Genomic DNA, 16802 nt, shown 5'->3' on the forward strand with positions numbered 1-16802 from the left:
GGCTATTTTTCGGCGGGCTATGCCTGCAGCCTTTTTGAGTGTTCATCCGTGAGTGATTTGAGTCATATCCGCAATTTCTCCATCATCGCCCACATTGACCATGGCAAGTCGACGCTGGCTGACCGTTTCATCCAGATGTGCGGTGGCCTGGCCGAGCGCGAGATGGAAGCCCAGGTACTCGATTCCATGGACCTGGAGCGTGAACGCGGGATCACCATCAAGGCCCACAGCGTCACCCTCTATTACAAAGCCAAGGACGGTATCAACTACCAGTTGAACTTCATTGACACCCCCGGCCACGTTGACTTCACCTATGAAGTCAGCCGTTCGCTGGCGGCCTGTGAAGGTGCCTTGCTGGTGGTCGATGCCGGCCAGGGCGTCGAAGCCCAGTCCGTGGCCAACTGCTACACGGCCATCGAGCAGGGCCTGGAAGTAATGCCGGTGCTGAACAAGATCGACCTGCCACAGGCCGATCCGGACCGGGTCAAGGAAGAAATCGAGAAAATCATCGGCATCGATGCCACCGACGCCGTCACCTGCAGTGCCAAGACCGGCCTGGGTGTCGACGAAGTGCTCGAACGCCTGGTCGCGACCATCCCCGCGCCGACCGGCAATATCGAAGATCCGCTGCAAGCGTTGATTATCGACTCCTGGTTCGACAACTACCTGGGCGTCGTGTCCCTGGTTCGCGTGCGCCATGGCCGCGTGAAGAAGGGCGACAAGATCCTGGTCAAGTCCACCGGCAAGATCCACCTGGTGGATAGCGTGGGCGTGTTCAACCCCAAGCACACCGCCACCGTCGATCTGAAAGCGGGCGAAGTGGGCTTCATCATCGCCGGCATCAAGGACATCCACGGTGCACCCGTGGGCGACACCCTGACCTTGAGCTCCACCCCGGACGTCGATGTACTGCCTGGCTTCAAGCGCATCCAGCCGCAGGTCTACGCTGGCCTGTTCCCGGTCAGCTCCGACGACTTCGAGGACTTTCGCGAGGCGCTGCAAAAGCTGACCCTCAACGATTCGTCCCTGCAGTACACCCCGGAAAGCTCCGACGCCTTGGGCTTCGGCTTCCGTTGCGGGTTTTTGGGCATGCTGCACATGGAAATCATCCAGGAGCGCCTGGAGCGCGAGTACGACCTGGACCTGATTACCACCGCCCCGACCGTGATCTTCGAGCTGCTGCTCAAGACCGGTGAGACGATCTACGTCGATAACCCGTCGAAACTGCCGGATCTGTCGTCTATCGAGGACATGCGCGAACCTATCGTGCGGGCCAACATTCTTGTGCCCCAGGAACACCTGGGCAACGTCATCACCCTGTGCATCGAGAAGCGTGGCGTGCAGCACGACATGCTCTTCCTCGGTACCCAGGTCCAGGTGACCTACGATTTGCCGATGAACGAAGTGGTCCTGGACTTCTTCGACCGTCTCAAATCCACCAGCCGCGGCTATGCTTCGCTCGATTACCATTTCGATCGTTACCAGTCGGCGAACCTGGTCAAGCTGGATGTACTGATTAACGGTGAGAAAGTTGACGCCCTGGCGTTGATCGTCCACCGCGACAACGCCCACTACAAAGGGCGTGCATTGACCGAGAAAATGAAGGAGCTGATTCCTCGGCAGATGTTCGATGTGGCAATCCAGGCCGCCATTGGCGGGCAGATTGTGGCGCGGACCACTGTCAAGGCTCTCAGAAAGAACGTACTGGCCAAATGCTATGGCGGCGACGTCAGCCGTAAGCGCAAGCTGTTGGAAAAGCAGAAGGCCGGTAAGAAACGCATGAAGCAGGTCGGTAACGTGGAAATTCCACAAGAAGCCTTCCTTGCAGTGCTCAGGTTGGATAGTTAGGTCCTATGTCGCTAAATTTCCCGCTGTTGCTGGTCATCGCTGTTGCCGTTTGCGGCCTGCTGGCGTTGCTCGACCTGGTGTTTCTGGCGCCGCGTCGCCGGGGGGCCGTTGCCCAATATCAGGGCAGCGTCAGCCAGCCCGATGTGTTGGTGATTGAGAAACTGAACAAAGAGCCTTTGCTGGTTGAATACGGCAAATCGTTCTTCCCGGTGCTGTTCATCGTGTTGGTGCTGCGTTCGTTCTTGGTCGAGCCATTCCAGATTCCCTCTGGCTCGATGAAGCCGACTCTGGATGTGGGCGATTTCATCCTGGTAAGCAAGTTTTCCTACGGGATTCGCTTGCCGGTGATCGATAAGAAAGTTATCGAGGTCGGTGACCCGCAACGCGGTGATGTGATGGTGTTCCGCTACCCAAGCGACCCGAACGTCAACTACATCAAGCGTGTGGTCGGCCTGCCAGGCGATGAGGTGCGTTATACCGCCGACAAGCGTTTGTTCGTCAATGGTCAGTCGGTCGCCGAGCAATTGGTGGGCGCCGAGCCGGGTACCCTGGGCAGCGCCGAGCTGTACAAGGAAAAACTGGGCGAGGCCGAGCACCTGATCCGCAAGGAAATGAGCCGCTACCGGTCGCCGCCGGATCGCCAGTGGGTCGTGCCCGCCGGGCATTACTTCATGATGGGCGACAACCGCGACAACTCGAACGACAGTCGCTATTGGGATGACCCCAGCATTCCCAAGGATCTGCTGGGCATGGTTCCCGACCAGAACATCGTCGGCAAGGCTTTCGCGGTCTGGATGAGCTGGCCGGAGCCGAAACTCAGCCACCTGCCGAACTTCTCGCGGGTTGGCCTTATCAAGTAATCACCCACGGCGCTGTTGACCACAGCGCCGAATGCATTTTTGGTGCCGCCAAACGGGCCGCCCCTATGCAGCCAACGATATTCAGGAAGTTATTTTTGAACACAGCGTTAATTGTTCTAGCCCTCCAGGGCCTCGCCCTGGCGGATCTCGACCACGAACTCAGCGTGGATAAGCCGTGAGCGTCTCTTTAAGCCGTCTTGAGCGTCAGCTCGGTTACACCTTCAAGGACCAGGAACTGATGGTCCTGGCCCTGACCCACCGCAGTTTTGCCGGGCGCAACAACGAACGCCTGGAGTTTCTCGGTGATGCCATCCTCAACTTCGTCGCCGGTGAAGCCTTGTTCGACCGCTTCCCCCTGGCTCGCGAAGGCCAGTTGTCGCGTTTGCGCGCACGCCTGGTGAAGGGCGAGACCCTGGCAGTACTGGCCCGTGGTTTCGACCTGGGCGAGTACCTGCGCCTGGGTTCTGGCGAATTGAAGAGCGGCGGTTTTCGCCGCGAATCGATCCTGGCCGATGCCCTGGAGGCCCTGATTGGGGCGATCTACCTCGATGCCGGAATGGAAGTGGCCCGCGAGCGCGTATTGGCCTGGCTGGCTTCGGAGTTTGAAACGCTGACCCTGGTTGACACCAACAAAGATCCCAAAACCCGCCTGCAGGAGTTTTTGCAGTCCCGCGGTTGCGAACTGCCGCGTTACGAAGTGGTGGATATCCAGGGTGAGCCGCATTGCCGAACGTTCTTCGTCGAATGCGAGATCACCCTATTGAATGAAAAAAGCCGAGGTCAGGGTGTGAGCCGTCGTATTGCCGAACAGGTAGCGGCGGCCGCAGCTCTGATAGCCCTGGGCGTGGAGAATGGCCATGACTGATTCAACCGCAACTCGCTGTGGCTATGTTGCCATCGTCGGCCGTCCCAACGTGGGCAAGTCCACGCTGCTGAACCATATCCTGGGGCAAAAACTGGCGATCACTTCGCGCAAGCCCCAGACCACGCGCCACAACATGCTAGGCATCAAGACCGAAGGCAATGTGCAAGCCGTCTACGTCGATACCCCAGGTATGCACAAGGGCGGCGAAAAAGCCCTGAACCGCTACATGAACAAAACTGCCTCGGCCGCGTTGAAGGACGTTGATGTGGTGATCTTCGTGGTGGACCGCACCAAGTGGACCGACGAAGACCAGATGGTTCTTGAGCGCGTGCAGTACGTGACCGGCCCGTTGATCGTGGCGCTGAACAAGACCGACCGCATCGAAGACAAGGCCGAGTTGATGCCGCACCTGAGCTGGCTTCAGGAGCAATTGCCCAACGCTCAGATCATGCCGATCTCGGCACAGCACGGGCATAACCTTGAAGCACTGGAGCGCGTGATCGCCAATCATCTGCCGGAAAACGAACACTTTTTCCCGGAAGACCAGATCACTGACCGCAGCAGCCGTTTCCTTGCCGCCGAACTGGTGCGCGAGAAAATCATGCGCCAGATGGGGGCCGAACTGCCGTACCAGATCACCGTGGAAATCGAAGAGTTCAAGCAGCAGGGTAAGACTCTGCACATCCACGCTCTGATCCTGGTCGAGCGCGATGGCCAGAAGAAAATCATCATTGGCGACAAGGGCGAGCGCATCAAACGCATTGGCACCGAAGCGCGCAAGGACATGGAGCTGCTGTTCGACTCCAAGGTCATGCTTAACCTTTGGGTCAAGGTCAAGGGTGGCTGGTCTGACGATGAGCGGGCATTGCGTTCGCTGGGTTACGGCGACCTGTAGTTTCGGTTTGCGGTACACCGGGGCATTCCTGTGGGAGCGGGCCTGCCTGCGATGAGGATGCAGCATTCAACAGTGATGTTGAGTGTTAGTCCGCCATCGCGGGCAGGCCCGCTCCCACATTGGTTTGTGCTGTTCATAAAACTGTACCGCGTCCGTGAGAACCGCCATGTCCTCGACTCCCCCCACCGGTCAACCCGCCTACGTCCTGCATAGCCGCGCCTACCGCGAAACCAGCGCCCTGGTGGATTTCCTCACGCCGCAGGGGCGGCTGCGGGCGGTGTTGCGTAGTGCGCGGGGTAAGGCGGGCACACTAGCCCGGCCGTTCGTGGCGCTGGAAGTGGAGTTTCGCGGGCGCGGCGAGTTGAAGAACGTCGGGCGTATGGAAAGCGCCGGCGCGTCCAATTGGCTCAACGGCGAGGCGCTGTTCAGTGGGTTGTACCTCAATGAGCTGCTGATCCGCCTATTGCCCGCCGAAGACCCGCACCCAGCGGTGTTCGAGCACTACAGCGCCACCTTGCTGGCCTTGGCCGAAGGCCGCCCTCTGGAGCCGCTGCTGCGGGCTTTCGAATGGCGGCTGCTGGATGATCTGGGCTACGGTTTTGCTTTGGGCTCGGACATTGAGGGCAACCCGGTTGCACCGGACGGCCTCTATCGCTTGGTCGTCGACGCGGGCCTGGAGAGGGTTTACCTGGTGCAACCGGGCCTGTTCCACGGTGCCGAATTGTTGGCCATGGCCGAGGCCGACTGGAGTGCAACCGGCGCGTTGGCTGCGGCCAAACGCCTGATGCGCCAGGCCCTGGCGGTGCACCTGGGCGGGCGGCCACTGGTGAGCCGCGAGTTGTTTCGCAAGCCCTAGCCTGTATGCTGTGCGCCCAACTTCCCTGTCTTTTGGAGCGCTTTTCGTGACCACCAGCAATCGCATTCTTCTTGGCGTGAACATCGACCACGTGGCGACCTTGCGCCAGGCTCGCGGCACCCGTTATCCGGACCCGGTCAAGGCTGCGCTGGACGCCGAAGAGGCGGGCGCCGATGGCATCACCGTGCATCTGCGTGAAGATCGCCGGCATATCCAGGAGCGCGACGTGCTGTTGCTCAAGGACGTGCTGCAAACCCGCATGAACTTCGAAATGGGCGTCACCGAAGAAATGATGCTGTTTGCCGAGCGCATCCGCCCGGCGCACATCTGCCTGGTGCCGGAAACCCGTCAGGAACTGACCACCGAAGGCGGCCTCGACGTGGCCGGCCAGGAAGCGCGTATCAAGGCCGCGGTGGAACGCCTGGCGAGCTTCGGCTGTGAAGTTTCGCTGTTTATCGACGCCGACGAGCGGCAAATCGAAGCTTCGCGGCGTGTCGGTGCTCCGGCCATCGAGTTGCATACTGGCCGCTACGCCGATGCGCAAACCCCAAGTGACGTGGCCGATGAGTTGCAACGCATCGTCGATGGTGTGGCTTGCGGCTTGGCCCAGGGCTTGATCGTCAACGCCGGGCATGGTTTGCACTATCACAACGTCGAAGCGGTGGCGGCGATCAAGGGCATCAACGAATTGAACATCGGCCATGCGCTGGTGGCCCATGCGCTGTTCGTCGGCTTCAAGGGCGCGGTGGCGGAGATGAAGGCGCTGATCCTGGCGGCCGCCGCCAAGGCCTGAAGACAACCAAACCCTGTGGGAGCGGGCTTGCCCGCGATAGCGGTATTGTCGCGGTAGAGCAATGCGAATAGCTGCGGCACCATCGCGAGCAGGCTCGCTCCCACAGTCGATTCAGGGGGTTAGAGCGGCGGGGTTTCTTGGGCTGGCTTGGTCTTGTCCACGCCAGGTACATGCAGGTTGCCTTCGGCGACCTGATCGCCTTCCAACTGCGGCTGCGTGACCCAGGTCAGGATGTCGTAGTAACGCCGAATGTTGGCCACAAAATGCACCGGCTCGCCGCCCCGGGCATAGCCGTAGCGGGTCTTGCTATACCACTGCTTCTGCGACAGGCGCGGCAGCATTTTCTTTACATCCAGCCATTTATTAGGGTTCAGCCCTTCTTTTTCCGCGAGCTTGCGGGCGTCGTCCAGATGGCCGCCGCCCACGTTGTAGGCCGCCAGAGCGAACCAGGTGCGATCCGGTTCTTCGATCTTGTCGTCCAGTTGTGCCTTTATAAGGGCCAGGTACTTAGCGCCGCCGCTGATGCTCTGCTTGGGGTCGAGGCGGTTGGACACGCCCATGGCCTGGGCGGTGTTCTGGGTCAGCATCATCAGGCCGCGCACCCCGGTCTTGGAAGTCACGGCCGGTTGCCACAACGATTCCTGATAGCCGATGGCCGCCAGCAGGCGCCAATCGACCTTTTCTGCCTTGGCCGAGGTCTTGAAGAACTTCTCGTACTTAGGCAAGCGTTGTTGCAGGTGCTGGGCGAAGGTGTAGGCGCCAACATAACCGAGCACATCGACATGGCCGTAGTAGCGGTCCTTTAGGCGTTGCAGGGTGCCGTTCGCCTGGACCTTGTCCAGGTATTCGTTGATCTCATTGAGCAGGCTGTTGTCTTCGCCGGCGGCTACCGCCCAGCTTTGCTGGCTGGCTTCGCCTAGGTCGAAGGCGACACGCACATTGGGGAAGTAGACCTGGTTCATCGCCACTTCGTTGGAATCGACCAGGGTCAGGTCGATTTGCCCTTCGTCCACCATGCGCAGTAGGTCAACTACTTCGACGGCGTCGGATTCTTCGTACTCTATAGAAGGGTATTTCTGTTTCAGTGCCGCCAATTGCTCGGCGTGGGTGCTGCCCTTAAGCACCATGATGCGCTTGCCAGCCAGGTCGGCCGCGTTGGTGGGGCGGGAGCGGCCGTTGCGATAGATGATCTGCGGGGTGACGTCCAGGTAGGTGTGGGAAAAGCGGACCTGCTGTTTGCGTTTCTCGCTGCTGACCAGACCGGCAGCAGCCAGCACAGGGCCGTTGGGCTTGCCCAACTGATCGAAGAGGTCGTCAAGGTTGTCGGCGGTTTCGATCTTCAGCTCTACGCCCAGATCGTCGGCGAAACGTTTCACCAGCTCGTATTCGAAGCCGGTTTCGCCGTTGCGGTCCTGAAAGTAGGTGGCGGGACTGTTGCGGGTTATCACCCGCAGTACGCCATCCTCCTTTACGCGCTCCAGTGTGCTGGGTTTATCAACACAGGCACCGAGCATCAGGAAGAGTCCGGTTGCGATGAGCCATTTGGCGCAGCGCGGACGGAAAGCCATTTGGGAAAACATCTGCGCAGTATACGCAAAGGACCATCAGCGCCATATCTCGACAGCGCGAGGCAGGTCTGCTAGCGCAGGGCAAACACCCTGGCGGGCCTGAAGCGCCGCTGTTGTTCTGGCATATTTCGACGCAAAAAAACTATGCGCCTCGCCCCTCGCTGGCCTCGGTTACCCCGATGCGATGCTCAGGCGATGTCCGGCTCGCCCGTGGCGTGCCGTTTCGGGTGCTGTCGCGGGCGGTTTAGGCTAGAATACGCGGCCTCAAAGCACACCCCTTCCCGAGGCTGTCCCGAAGATGTTGATCCTGCGCGGCGCTCCTGCCCTTTCTGCCTTTCGCCACAGCAAACTCCTTGAGCAACTGAGCCAGAAGGTTCCGGCTGTCAGTGGCTTGTATGCTGAATTCGCTCACTTCGCCGAAGTTACCGGCGTCCTGACCGGCGACGAACAGCAGGTGCTCGCGCGCCTTCTGAAGTACGGCCCAAGCGTTCCTGTTCAAGAGCCGACCGGCCGCCTGTTCCTGGTGCTGCCGCGTTTTGGCACCATCTCGCCGTGGTCGAGCAAGGCCAGCGACATCGCTCGCAACTGTGGCCTGGCGAAGGTCCAGCGCCTGGAGCGCGGCATTGCCTTCTATGTAGCCGGTGAATTCAGTGAGGCCCAGGCGCAATTGGTGGCCGATGCCCTGCACGACCGCATGACGCAAATCGTGCTCGGCGACCTGGAGCAGGCTGCCGGTCTGTTCAGCCACGCCGAGCCCAAGCCGCTGACCGCTATCGATGTGCTGGGCGGCGGTCGTACCGCGCTGGAAACCGCCAACCGCGAACTGGGCCTGGCCCTGGCGGAAGACGAGATCGACTACCTGGTCAACGCCTTCGTTGGCCTGGGCCGCAACCCTCATGACATCGAACTGATGATGTTCGCCCAGGCGAACTCCGAGCACTGCCGCCACAAGATCTTCAACGCCAGTTGGGATATCGACGGCCAGAGCCAGGAGAAAAGCCTGTTCGGCATGATTAAGAACACCTACGTGATGCACAGCGAAGGTGTCCTGTCGGCCTACAAGGACAACGCCTCGGTCATCGTCGGCAGCGTGGCCGGGCGTTTCTTCCCGAACCCTGAGACCCGCCAGTACGGCGCGGTGCAGGAGCCGGTGCACATCCTGATGAAGGTCGAGACCCACAACCACCCGACCGCCATTGCGCCGTTCCCGGGCGCGTCCACCGGTTCCGGTGGCGAGATCCGCGATGAAGGTGCAACCGGTCGCGGCGCCAAGCCCAAGGCAGGCCTGACCGGTTTCACCGTATCTAACCTGCAGATCCCCGGTTTCGAGCAGCCCTGGGAAGTGCCTTACGGCAAGCCCGAGCGCATCGTCACCGCGCTGGACATCATGATCGAAGGCCCGCTGGGCGGCGCAGCGTTCAACAACGAATTCGGCCGTCCGGCCCTGACGGGCTATTTCCGTACTTTCGAGCAGTCCATCACCACCCCCCGTGGCGATGAAGTGCGCGGTTACCACAAGCCGATCATGCTGGCTGGCGGCATGGGCAACATCCGCGCCGAACACGTGCAGAAGGCCGAGATCGTTGTCGGCTCCAAGCTGATCGTCCTCGGCGGCCCGGCCATGCTCATCGGCCTGGGCGGCGGTGCGGCATCCTCCATGGCCACTGGCGCCAGCTCGGCGGACCTGGATTTCGCTTCCGTGCAACGGGAAAACCCGGAGATGGAGCGTCGTTGCCAGGAAGTCATCGACCGTTGCTGGCAGTTGGGTGACAAAAACCCCATCAGCTTCATCCACGACGTCGGCGCGGGCGGCCTGTCCAACGCCTTCCCGGAACTGGTCAACGACGGTGGCCGTGGCGGTCGCTTCGAGCTGCGCAACATTCCCAACGACGAGCCGGGCATGGCCCCGCACGAGATCTGGAGCAACGAATCCCAGGAACGCTACGTGCTGGCCGTTGGCCCGGAAGATTTCGCCCGTTTCCAGGCGATCTGCGAGCGCGAGCGCTGCCCGTTCGCCGTGGTCGGCGAAGCCACTGCCGAGCCGCAACTGACGGTCACCGACAGCCACTTCGGCAACAGCCCCGTGGACATGCCGCTGGAAGTGCTGCTGGGCAAGGCCCCGCGCATGCACCGTTCGGCGGTTCGTGAAAGCGAGCTGGGCGATGACTTCGACCCCTCGGGCCTGAACATCGCCGAGTGCGTCGAGCGTGTCTTGCACCACCCAGCGGTGGCCAGCAAGAGCTTCCTGATTACCATCGGCGACCGCACCATTACCGGCCTCGTGGCCCGTGACCAGATGGTCGGCCCATGGCAAGTCCCTGTGGCCGACGTTGCCGTCACCGCCACCAGTTTTGACGTCTACACCGGTGAAGCCATGGCCATGGGCGAGCGCACGCCGCTGGCCCTGCTGGATGCCCCGGCGTCGGGCCGCATGGCCATCGGCGAGGTGCTGACCAACATCGCTGCTTCGCGCATTGGCAAAATCTCCGACATCAAACTGTCGGCCAACTGGATGTCCGCGGCCGGCCACCCCGGTGAAGATGCGCGTCTGTACGACACGGTCAAGGCTGTCGGCATGGAGCTGTGCCCGGAATTGGGCATCACCATTCCGGTGGGCAAGGACTCCATGTCCATGGCTACGCGCTGGAACGATGAAGGCGTGGACAAGACCGTGACGTCGCCGATGTCGTTGATCGTCACCGGGTTCGCGCCGGTCACCGACATCCGCCAGACCCTGACCCCGCAGTTGCGCATGGACAAGGGCACCACCGACCTGATTCTGATCGACCTGGGCCGTGGCCAGAACCGCATGGGCGCCTCGATCCTGGCCCAGGTCCACGGCAAGCTTGGCAGCCAGGCCCCGGACGTTGACGACGCCGAAGACCTCAAGGCCTTCTTCGCCGTGATCCAGGGCTTGAACGCTGATGGCCACCTGCTGGCCTATCACGACCGTTCCGACGGCGGCCTGCTTACCAGCACCGTGGAAATGGCCTTTGCCGGCCATTGCGGCCTGAGCCTGAACCTCGATGGCGTGGCCGAAACCTCGGCCGATATCGCCGCCATTTTGTTCAACGAAGAGCTGGGCGCGGTGATCCAGGTTCGCCAGGACGCTACCCCGGACGTGCTTGCACAGTTCAGCGCCGCCGGCCTGGGCGATTGCGTCTCGGTTATCGGCCAACCGGTGAACAGTGGCGATATCAGCATCATCTTCAATGGCGACACCGTGTTTGAGGGTCAGCGCCGCCTGTTGCAACGTCAGTGGGCTGAAACCAGCTACCAGATCCAGCGTCTGCGCGACAACGTCGACTGCGCTGAACAGGAATTCGACCTGATCCTGGAGGAAGACAACCCGGGTTTGAGCGTCAAGCTCAGCTTCGACGTCAACCAGGACGTGGCCGCGCCCTACATCAAAAAAGGCATCCGCCCACAAGTTGCCGTGCTGCGTGAGCAGGGTGTCAACGGCCAGGTGGAAATGGCCGCAGCCTTCGACCGCGCCGGTTTCAGCGCGATCGACGTGCACATGAGCGATATCCTCGCTGGCCGTGTCGACCTCAACGAGTTCAAAGGCCTGGTGGCCTGCGGCGGTTTCTCCTACGGCGACGTACTGGGCGCCGGTGAAGGCTGGGCTAAGTCGGCGCTGTTCAACAGCCGCGCCCGCGATGCCTTCCAGGGCTTCTTCGAGCGTAATGACAGCTTCACTCTGGGCGTGTGCAACGGTTGCCAGATGATGTCCAACCTGCACGAACTGATCCCCGGCAGCGAGTTCTGGCCGCACTTCGTGCGCAACCGCTCCGAGCAGTTCGAAGCCCGGGTGGCCATGGTCCAGGTGCAGGAGTCGAACTCGATCTTCCTGCAGGGCATGGCCGGCTCGCGCATGCCAATCGCCATCGCCCACGGTGAAGGCCATGCCGAGTTTGAAAGCGAAGAGGCCCTGCTCGAAGCCGACCTGTCCGGCTGTGTGGCGATGCGCTTCGTCGATAACCACGGCAAGGTCACCGAAAGCTACCCGGCTAACCCGAACGGCTCGCCGCGCGGGATTACCGGCCTGACCAGCCGCGACGGCCGCGTGACCATCATGATGCCGCACCCGGAGCGGGTGTTCCGTGCCGTGCAGAACTCGTGGCGCTCGGAAGACTGGAACGAAGACGCGCCATGGATGCGCATGTTCCGCAACGCCCGCGTGTGGGTGAACTAAGGCCGTGTACAAACTCGCCTTCTTCGTTCCGCCCAGCCACGTGGAGCAGGTCAAAAGCGCCGTATTCGCCGCCGGTGGCGGACGGATCGGCGCCTACGACCAGTGCGCCTGGCAGGTGCTCGGGTTTGGCCAGTTCCGCCCTTTGGACGGCAGCCAGCCGTTCCTCGGGCAAACCGGCGAGGTCGAGCAGGTAGAGGAATGGCGAGTCGAGTTGGTGGTGGCAAATGAGTCGATAGTGGCCGCCGTCGCGGCCCTCAAACTCAGCCACCCCTACGAAACCCCAGCCTATGAAGTGTGGCGGTTGGAGGATTTCTGACTCCTGGGCCGCTCAAATGAAAAACCCGCTGAACCGGAAACGGTCAGCGGGTTTTTTGTGGGCGGGCCCAAAGGCTCACGGCCGGATTTCAATCATCGTGCCGTCCTTGACCAGGCCCCACACTTCGCGCATGTCAACGTTACGCATGGCAATGCAGCCGTCGGTCCAGTCCAGGGTGTGGAAGTAGTCCTCCGGGTATTCCTCGGAGTCCGGGGTGCCGTGGATCATTATCATTCCGCCTGGCGGTACGCCTTCGCGGCGGGCGCGGGCGGCGTCGGTGATGTTGGGGTAGGAAATGTGCATGGCCAGGTTGAAGCGGTCGCTGGTTTTGCGCCAATCCAGCCAATAGAAGCCCTCGGGGGTGCGTTTGTCGCCTTCCATCAGCTTGGGGCCCTTGGGTTTCTTGCCCAGGGAGATGCGGTAGGTCTTGAGCGGTTTGCCATCGTTTATCAGTTGCAGTTGATGGGCCGATTTGAGCACCAGCACTTTTTCGATGATTTTGCCGTCCAGGGTTCCCATCGGGGAGGCCTGGGATACAGCCATGACAGAGAGGCAGAGCAGTGCAAGCAACCAGCGCATTGAAACGATTTCCCAAGGTACGGTGTTGTTGTTTTAAGTGATCGCAGGCTGGGCCAGCGGCGGTATGGATTCGCTGCGCACCGGGTAGAGGCCCGCGCGGCGGTCAGCGAAAAAGCATTCTAGGGTACGCCCCACGGTGCGGAAAGCCAGCTCTGACCAAGGGATGTCGGCCTCCTCGAACAGCCGCACTTCCAGGCTCTCGATGCCCGCGGCGAAATCCGGGTCGGCCAGCTCGGCGCGAAAGAACACATGCACCTGGCTGATATGAGGCACATCGATCAAGGTGTAGAGGCTCAGGTTGCGCACGCGGGCGCAGGCTTCCTCGGCGGTTTCGCGTTCGGCGGCCTGCTGTACGGTCTCGCCGTTTTCCATGAACCCGGCCGGCAACGTCCAGTAACCCAGGCGCGGTTCGATGGCGCGGCGGCACAACAGCACTTGCGTGCCCCAGGTGGGCAGGCACCCGGCGACGATGTTGGGGTTCTGGTAGTGAATGGTCTGGCAGTGATCGCAGACAAAACGCAGGCGTGAGTCGCCATCGGGAATGCGCTGGGTAACCGGGTGACCGCACTGGCTGCAAAATTTCATACGGGGGCTTCCGAAAAGGCTGCGGCTATCTTGGCGTGGCGGGTCGCTTGCCTGCAAGTTGTCGTTAAGCGACATGCCGGGTTTTTTGGGGTTGGGCGAGTGATTCCTTTGGTGCATGATGCCCAGTAGCCAACAGATCGAGATGACTCATGCTGGACGAGCTACTTCACCGTGTAAGCAACCACACCCCGCGCACCCTGGAAACCGACCGGCGTTTTCCCGAAGCCGCGGTGCTGGTGCCCATCACTCGCAGCGACGAGCCGGAACTGGTGCTGACCCTGCGCGCCAGCGGCCTCTCGACCCATGGTGGCGAAGTGGCCTTTCCCGGTGGGCGCCGCGACCCGGAAGACCCGGACCTGGTGTTCACCGCCCTGCGTGAGGCCGAAGAAGAAATCGGCCTGCCGCCGGGCCTGGTGGAAGTGATCGGGCCCCTCAGCCCACTGATTTCCTTGCATGGCATCCGTGTCACGCCTTTTGTCGGGGTGGTTCCCGACTTCGTCGAATACCGCGCCAATGACGCCGAGATCGCAGCGGTGTTCAGCGTGCCTCTGGAGTTTTTCCGCCAGGACCCGCGTGAGCACACCCACCGCATCGACTACCAGGGCCGCAGTTGGTATGTGCCCAGCTACCGCTTTGGCGAGTACAAGATCTGGGGCCTGACCGCGATCATGATCGTCGAGTTGGTTAATTTGCTCTATGACGCGAAGATCAGCCTGCACCACCCCCCCAAGAGCTTTATCAATATTTGAAGCCATCGCTCGTATGGCGACGTGAGCCGTGAGGATTACCTGATGAAATACCGCTTGGGCGATGCCCTTGTCCAAACCCACCCCCAGAGCTGGGTTGCGCCTAACGCCACGCTGGTGGGCAAGATCAAGCTGGAGGAGGGCGCCAACGTCTGGTTCAACGCAGTGCTGCGTGGGGACAACGAGCTGATCCTGATCGGCAAGGACAGCAATGTGCAGGATGGCACGGTGATGCACACCGACATGGGCTTCCCGCTGACGATCGGCACCGGCGTCACTATCGGCCACAACGCCATGCTCCACGGCTGTACGGTGGGCGACTACAGCCTGATCGGCATCAACGCGGTGATCCTCAACGGTGCCAAGATCGGCAAGCACTGCATCATCGGCGCCAACTCGCTGATCGGTGAAGGCAAGGAAATCCCCGATGGTTCGCTGGTCATGGGCTCGCCAGGCAAAGTGGTGCGCGAGTTGACCGAAGCGCAAAAGAACATGCTCCAGGCCAGCGCCGCGCACTATGTGCATAACGCCCAGCGCTACGCCCGCGACCTGGCCGAGCAGGAGCCATGACCGCCAGCGAACGCCCGGTAGCCTCGCCCTGTGTCAGTATCTGCGCCCTGGACGAGCAGGATATTTGCACCGGTTGCCAGCGCAATGTCGACGAAATCACCCGATGGAGCCGCATGGACAACGCCGAGCGCCGTAGGGTGCTGGGCGTGTGCCATGAGCGGGCGAAGGCGAATGGGCGGCTGTGGATGATTCCGGGGCGCTCGGGTGCCTGAGCCGGCGCAGCAGCGGGCTTGCCCGCTATAACGATATCCAAGACGACATCATTTTAATTGTGCAGTACCCTGTGCGCCTTGTTCACAGGTCCCTCGCCCCATGCTCTTCCTGATTGCCTATATCAGCAGTGTCGTGCTGATTAACTACGCCTTTTCCACCGCGCCGCACCTGGACATCATCTGGTCTGCCTGGGGTGGCCTGGTGTTTGTGCTGCGCGACATGGTGCAGACCCGCTTCGGCCACGGCGCAATCATCGCCATGCTGGCGGCGCTGGTGCTCTCGTACCTGACGTCCGACCCTTCCATTGCCCTGGCCAGCGCCACGGCGTTCGCGGTCTCCGAATGCATCGACTGGCTGGTGTTCAGCATCACCAAACGCCCGCTGCACGACCGCTTGTGGATCAGCTCGGCCCTGAGCATTCCACTCGATACCTTTATCTTCTTCGGCCTGATCGGCGCGCTCACCCCCGGTGTGGTGCTCACCGCCCTGGGTTCCAAGTTCGCCGGCGTGACGGTGGTGTGGCTGGCCATGGCTTGGCGTTTACGCCGCAACCCGGTCGCCAACTGAGGCCAAGTGTCGCGGTTCATGTAAAATGCCGCGCTTTCTCCCCACGGGAAGCGCGCCCGGCGTGCGTCCCTCGATGATCTGCTCCTTTGAGGACCTGAAATGACCCGTATCGGAACTCCATTGTCGCCAACCGCGACCCGCGTTTTGCTGTGTGGTTGCGGCGAATTGGGCAAGGAAGTGGTCATCGAGCTGCAACGCCTGGGCGTTGAAGTGATCGCCGTGGACCGCTACGCCAACGCGCCGGCGATGCAGGTGGCCCATCGCAGCCACGTTATCAACATGCTCGATGGCGCCGCGTTGCGGGCAGTGATCGAGGCCGAAAAGCCGCACTTCATCGTGCCCGAGATCGAAGCCATTGCCACCGCGACCCTGGTGGAGCTGGAGGCCGAAGGCTTCACCGTGATCCCTACCGCGCGCGCCACTTCCCTGACCATGAACCGCGAAGGCATCCGGCGCCTGGCCGCCGAAGAGCTGGACCTGCCGACCTCGCCTTACCACTTTGCCGACACCGTCGAAGACTACCGCAAGGCCGTGCAGGACCTGGGTTTCCCCTGTGTGGTCAAACCGGTCATGAGTTCTTCGGGCAAGGGCCAGAGCCTGTTGCGCAGCGCCGATGACGTGCAAAAAGCCTGGGACTACGCCCAAGAAGGCGGCCGTGCGGGCAAGGGCCGGGTGATTATCGAAGGCTTTATCGACTTCGACTACGAAATCACCTTGCTGACTGTGCGCCACGTGGGCGGCACCATGTTCTGCGCGCCGGTAGGCCACCGCCAGGAGAAGGGCGATTACCAGGAATCCTGGCAGCCGCAAGCCATGAGCCCGATTGCCCTGGCCGAGTCCGAGCGGGTCGCTAAGGCGGTCACCGAAGCCCTGGGCGGGCGTGGCCTGTTTGGCGTGGAATTGTTCATCAAGGGCGATCAGGTGTGGTTCAGCGAAGTCTCGCCGCGCCCCCACGACACCGGCCTGGTGACTCTGATTTCCCAGGACTTGTCGCAGTTTGCCCTGCATGCACGGGCGATCCTGGGCCTACCGATCCCGCTGATCCGTCAGTTCGGGCCTTCGGCGTCGGCAGTGATTCTGGTCGAAGGGCAATCGACCCAGACTGCGTTCGCCAACCTGGGCCAGGCCCTGAGCGAGCCGGACACGGCGTTGCGCCTGTTCGGCAAACCTGAAGTCAACGGCCAGCGCCGCATGGGCGTGGCCCTGGCGCGGGACGAGTCCATCGAAGCGGCCCGCGCCAAAGCTACACGCGCTGCCCAAGCAGTGGTTGTAGAGCTGTAATCGGGGCGTTTTTATCGCGGGCAAGTGCGTTCTCACAGTGAACCGCACTGTGGGGCGGGCTTGCC

General features: G+C 61.6%; 16 protein-coding genes. 13 read left to right on the forward strand and 3 right to left on the reverse strand.

The genetic code is table 11. The annotated features are described in order from the left end of the window. Positions 1-48: 48 nt before the first annotated feature. From lepA to pdxJ, 6 genes are all read left to right on the forward strand, one after another. The gene (gene lepA / locus CKW13_RS01465) at positions 49-1848 is read left to right on the forward strand and encodes a translation elongation factor 4 (protein ID WP_095106242.1); all 1800 of its coding nucleotides are present in this window, start codon (positions 49-51) and stop codon (positions 1846-1848) included. A gap of 5 nt (positions 1849-1853) precedes the next feature. Then, positions 1854-2708, forward strand: a complete 855-nt coding sequence (gene lepB / locus CKW13_RS01470; RefSeq protein ID WP_095106244.1) for a signal peptidase I — start codon at positions 1854-1856, stop codon at positions 2706-2708. Between the two features lie 175 nt (positions 2709-2883). Then, positions 2884-3573, forward strand: coding sequence for a ribonuclease III (gene rnc / locus CKW13_RS01475; RefSeq protein WP_095106246.1), 690 nt, complete (start codon positions 2884-2886; stop codon positions 3571-3573). Beyond that, on the forward strand, positions 3566-4468 hold the full coding sequence (era, locus tag CKW13_RS01480; protein ID WP_095106248.1) for a GTPase Era: 903 nt from the start codon (positions 3566-3568) through the stop codon (positions 4466-4468). Before rnc ends, era begins: the two co-directional genes overlap by 8 nt. A gap of 166 nt (positions 4469-4634) precedes the next feature. Next, positions 4635-5324 (forward strand): DNA repair protein RecO, encoded by a 690-nt coding sequence (gene recO, locus CKW13_RS01485; protein WP_095106250.1) that lies wholly within the window; start codon positions 4635-4637, stop codon positions 5322-5324. A 46-nt stretch (positions 5325-5370) separates the two neighbouring features. Then, positions 5371-6117 carry a pyridoxine 5'-phosphate synthase gene (gene pdxJ, locus CKW13_RS01490; RefSeq protein ID WP_095106252.1) on the forward strand — a complete coding sequence of 249 codons (747 nt, stop codon included), beginning with the start codon at positions 5371-5373 and terminating at the stop codon, positions 6115-6117. A gap of 119 nt (positions 6118-6236) precedes the next feature. Here pdxJ and mltF read toward each other — a convergent pair whose 3' ends face one another. After that, the gene (gene mltF / locus CKW13_RS01495; RefSeq protein WP_095106254.1) at positions 6237-7697 is read right to left on the reverse strand and encodes a membrane-bound lytic murein transglycosylase MltF; all 1461 of its coding nucleotides are present in this window, start codon (positions 7695-7697) and stop codon (positions 6237-6239) included. A gap of 286 nt (positions 7698-7983) precedes the next feature. Here mltF and purL point away from each other — a divergent pair, with 286 nt between their 5' ends. Then, positions 7984-11880, forward strand: coding sequence for a phosphoribosylformylglycinamidine synthase (gene purL, locus CKW13_RS01500; protein ID WP_095106257.1), 3897 nt, complete (start codon positions 7984-7986; stop codon positions 11878-11880). 4 nt (positions 11881-11884) lie between these two features. Next, on the forward strand, positions 11885-12196 hold the full coding sequence (locus tag CKW13_RS01505) for a YqfO family protein (RefSeq protein WP_095106259.1): 312 nt from the start codon (positions 11885-11887) through the stop codon (positions 12194-12196). A 75-nt stretch (positions 12197-12271) separates the two neighbouring features. Here CKW13_RS01505 and CKW13_RS01510 read toward each other — a convergent pair whose 3' ends face one another. Both CKW13_RS01510 and CKW13_RS01515 read right to left on the reverse strand, forming a co-directional pair. Then, on the reverse strand, positions 12272-12775 hold the full coding sequence (locus CKW13_RS01510) for a murein L,D-transpeptidase family protein (protein ID WP_095106261.1): 504 nt from the start codon (positions 12773-12775) through the stop codon (positions 12272-12274). A gap of 33 nt (positions 12776-12808) precedes the next feature. Continuing rightward, positions 12809-13360, reverse strand: a complete 552-nt coding sequence (locus CKW13_RS01515; RefSeq protein WP_095107016.1) for an NUDIX hydrolase — start codon at positions 13358-13360, stop codon at positions 12809-12811. Positions 13361-13509: 149 nt separating this feature from the next. Between CKW13_RS01515 and CKW13_RS01520 the strand changes: the two genes are divergently transcribed. The 5 genes from CKW13_RS01520 to purT all read left to right on the forward strand — a co-directional run bounded on the left by CKW13_RS01520 (position 13510) and on the right by purT (position 16737). Continuing rightward, positions 13510-14109 (forward strand): CoA pyrophosphatase, encoded by a 600-nt coding sequence (locus tag CKW13_RS01520; protein ID WP_095106263.1) that lies wholly within the window; start codon positions 13510-13512, stop codon positions 14107-14109. Between the two features lie 42 nt (positions 14110-14151). Further along, positions 14152-14676 (forward strand): gamma carbonic anhydrase family protein, encoded by a 525-nt coding sequence (locus tag CKW13_RS01525; RefSeq protein ID WP_095106265.1) that lies wholly within the window; start codon positions 14152-14154, stop codon positions 14674-14676. Beyond that, the gene (locus tag CKW13_RS01530; RefSeq protein WP_095106267.1) at positions 14673-14888 is read left to right on the forward strand and encodes a DUF1289 domain-containing protein; all 216 of its coding nucleotides are present in this window, start codon (positions 14673-14675) and stop codon (positions 14886-14888) included. The genes CKW13_RS01525 and CKW13_RS01530 overlap by 4 nt, the downstream gene beginning before the upstream one ends. 100 nt (positions 14889-14988) lie before the next feature. Next, positions 14989-15456, forward strand: coding sequence for a VUT family protein (locus CKW13_RS01535; RefSeq protein ID WP_095106269.1), 468 nt, complete (start codon positions 14989-14991; stop codon positions 15454-15456). Positions 15457-15555: 99 nt separating this feature from the next. Then, complete coding sequence (purT, locus tag CKW13_RS01540) at positions 15556-16737, forward strand: formate-dependent phosphoribosylglycinamide formyltransferase (protein ID WP_095106271.1); 1182 nt, start codon at positions 15556-15558, stop codon at positions 16735-16737. Positions 16738-16802: the final 65 nt, after the last annotated feature.

Source organism: Pseudomonas sp. Irchel 3E20 (genome assembly GCF_900187645.1).
GTDB lineage: Bacteria > Pseudomonadota > Gammaproteobacteria > Pseudomonadales > Pseudomonadaceae > Aquipseudomonas.

Excerpts from the sequence above, each read along its gene's own strand:
- lepB (WP_095106244.1), top strand. The coding sequence starts at position 1,854 with ATGTCGCTAAATTTCCCGCTGTTGCTGGTCATCGCTGTTGCCGTTTGC.
- CKW13_RS01510 (WP_095106261.1), bottom strand. The coding sequence starts at position 12,775 with ATGCGCTGGTTGCTTGCACTGCTCTGCCTCTCTGTCATGGCTGTATCC.
- CKW13_RS01520 (WP_095106263.1), top strand. The coding sequence starts at position 13,510 with ATGCTGGACGAGCTACTTCACCGTGTAAGCAACCACACCCCGCGCACC.
- purL (WP_095106257.1), top strand. The coding sequence starts at position 7,984 with ATGTTGATCCTGCGCGGCGCTCCTGCCCTTTCTGCCTTTCGCCACAGC.
- CKW13_RS01535 (WP_095106269.1), top strand. The coding sequence starts at position 14,989 with ATGCTCTTCCTGATTGCCTATATCAGCAGTGTCGTGCTGATTAACTAC.
- recO (WP_095106250.1), top strand. The coding sequence starts at position 4,635 with ATGTCCTCGACTCCCCCCACCGGTCAACCCGCCTACGTCCTGCATAGC.
- CKW13_RS01515 (WP_095107016.1), bottom strand. The coding sequence starts at position 13,360 with ATGAAATTTTGCAGCCAGTGCGGTCACCCGGTTACCCAGCGCATTCCC.
- era (WP_095106248.1), top strand. The coding sequence starts at position 3,566 with ATGACTGATTCAACCGCAACTCGCTGTGGCTATGTTGCCATCGTCGGC.
- mltF (WP_095106254.1), bottom strand. The coding sequence starts at position 7,697 with ATGTTTTCCCAAATGGCTTTCCGTCCGCGCTGCGCCAAATGGCTCATC.
- purT (WP_095106271.1), top strand. The coding sequence starts at position 15,556 with ATGACCCGTATCGGAACTCCATTGTCGCCAACCGCGACCCGCGTTTTG.
- CKW13_RS01530 (WP_095106267.1), top strand. The coding sequence starts at position 14,673 with ATGACCGCCAGCGAACGCCCGGTAGCCTCGCCCTGTGTCAGTATCTGC.
- CKW13_RS01525 (WP_095106265.1), top strand. The coding sequence starts at position 14,152 with ATGAAATACCGCTTGGGCGATGCCCTTGTCCAAACCCACCCCCAGAGC.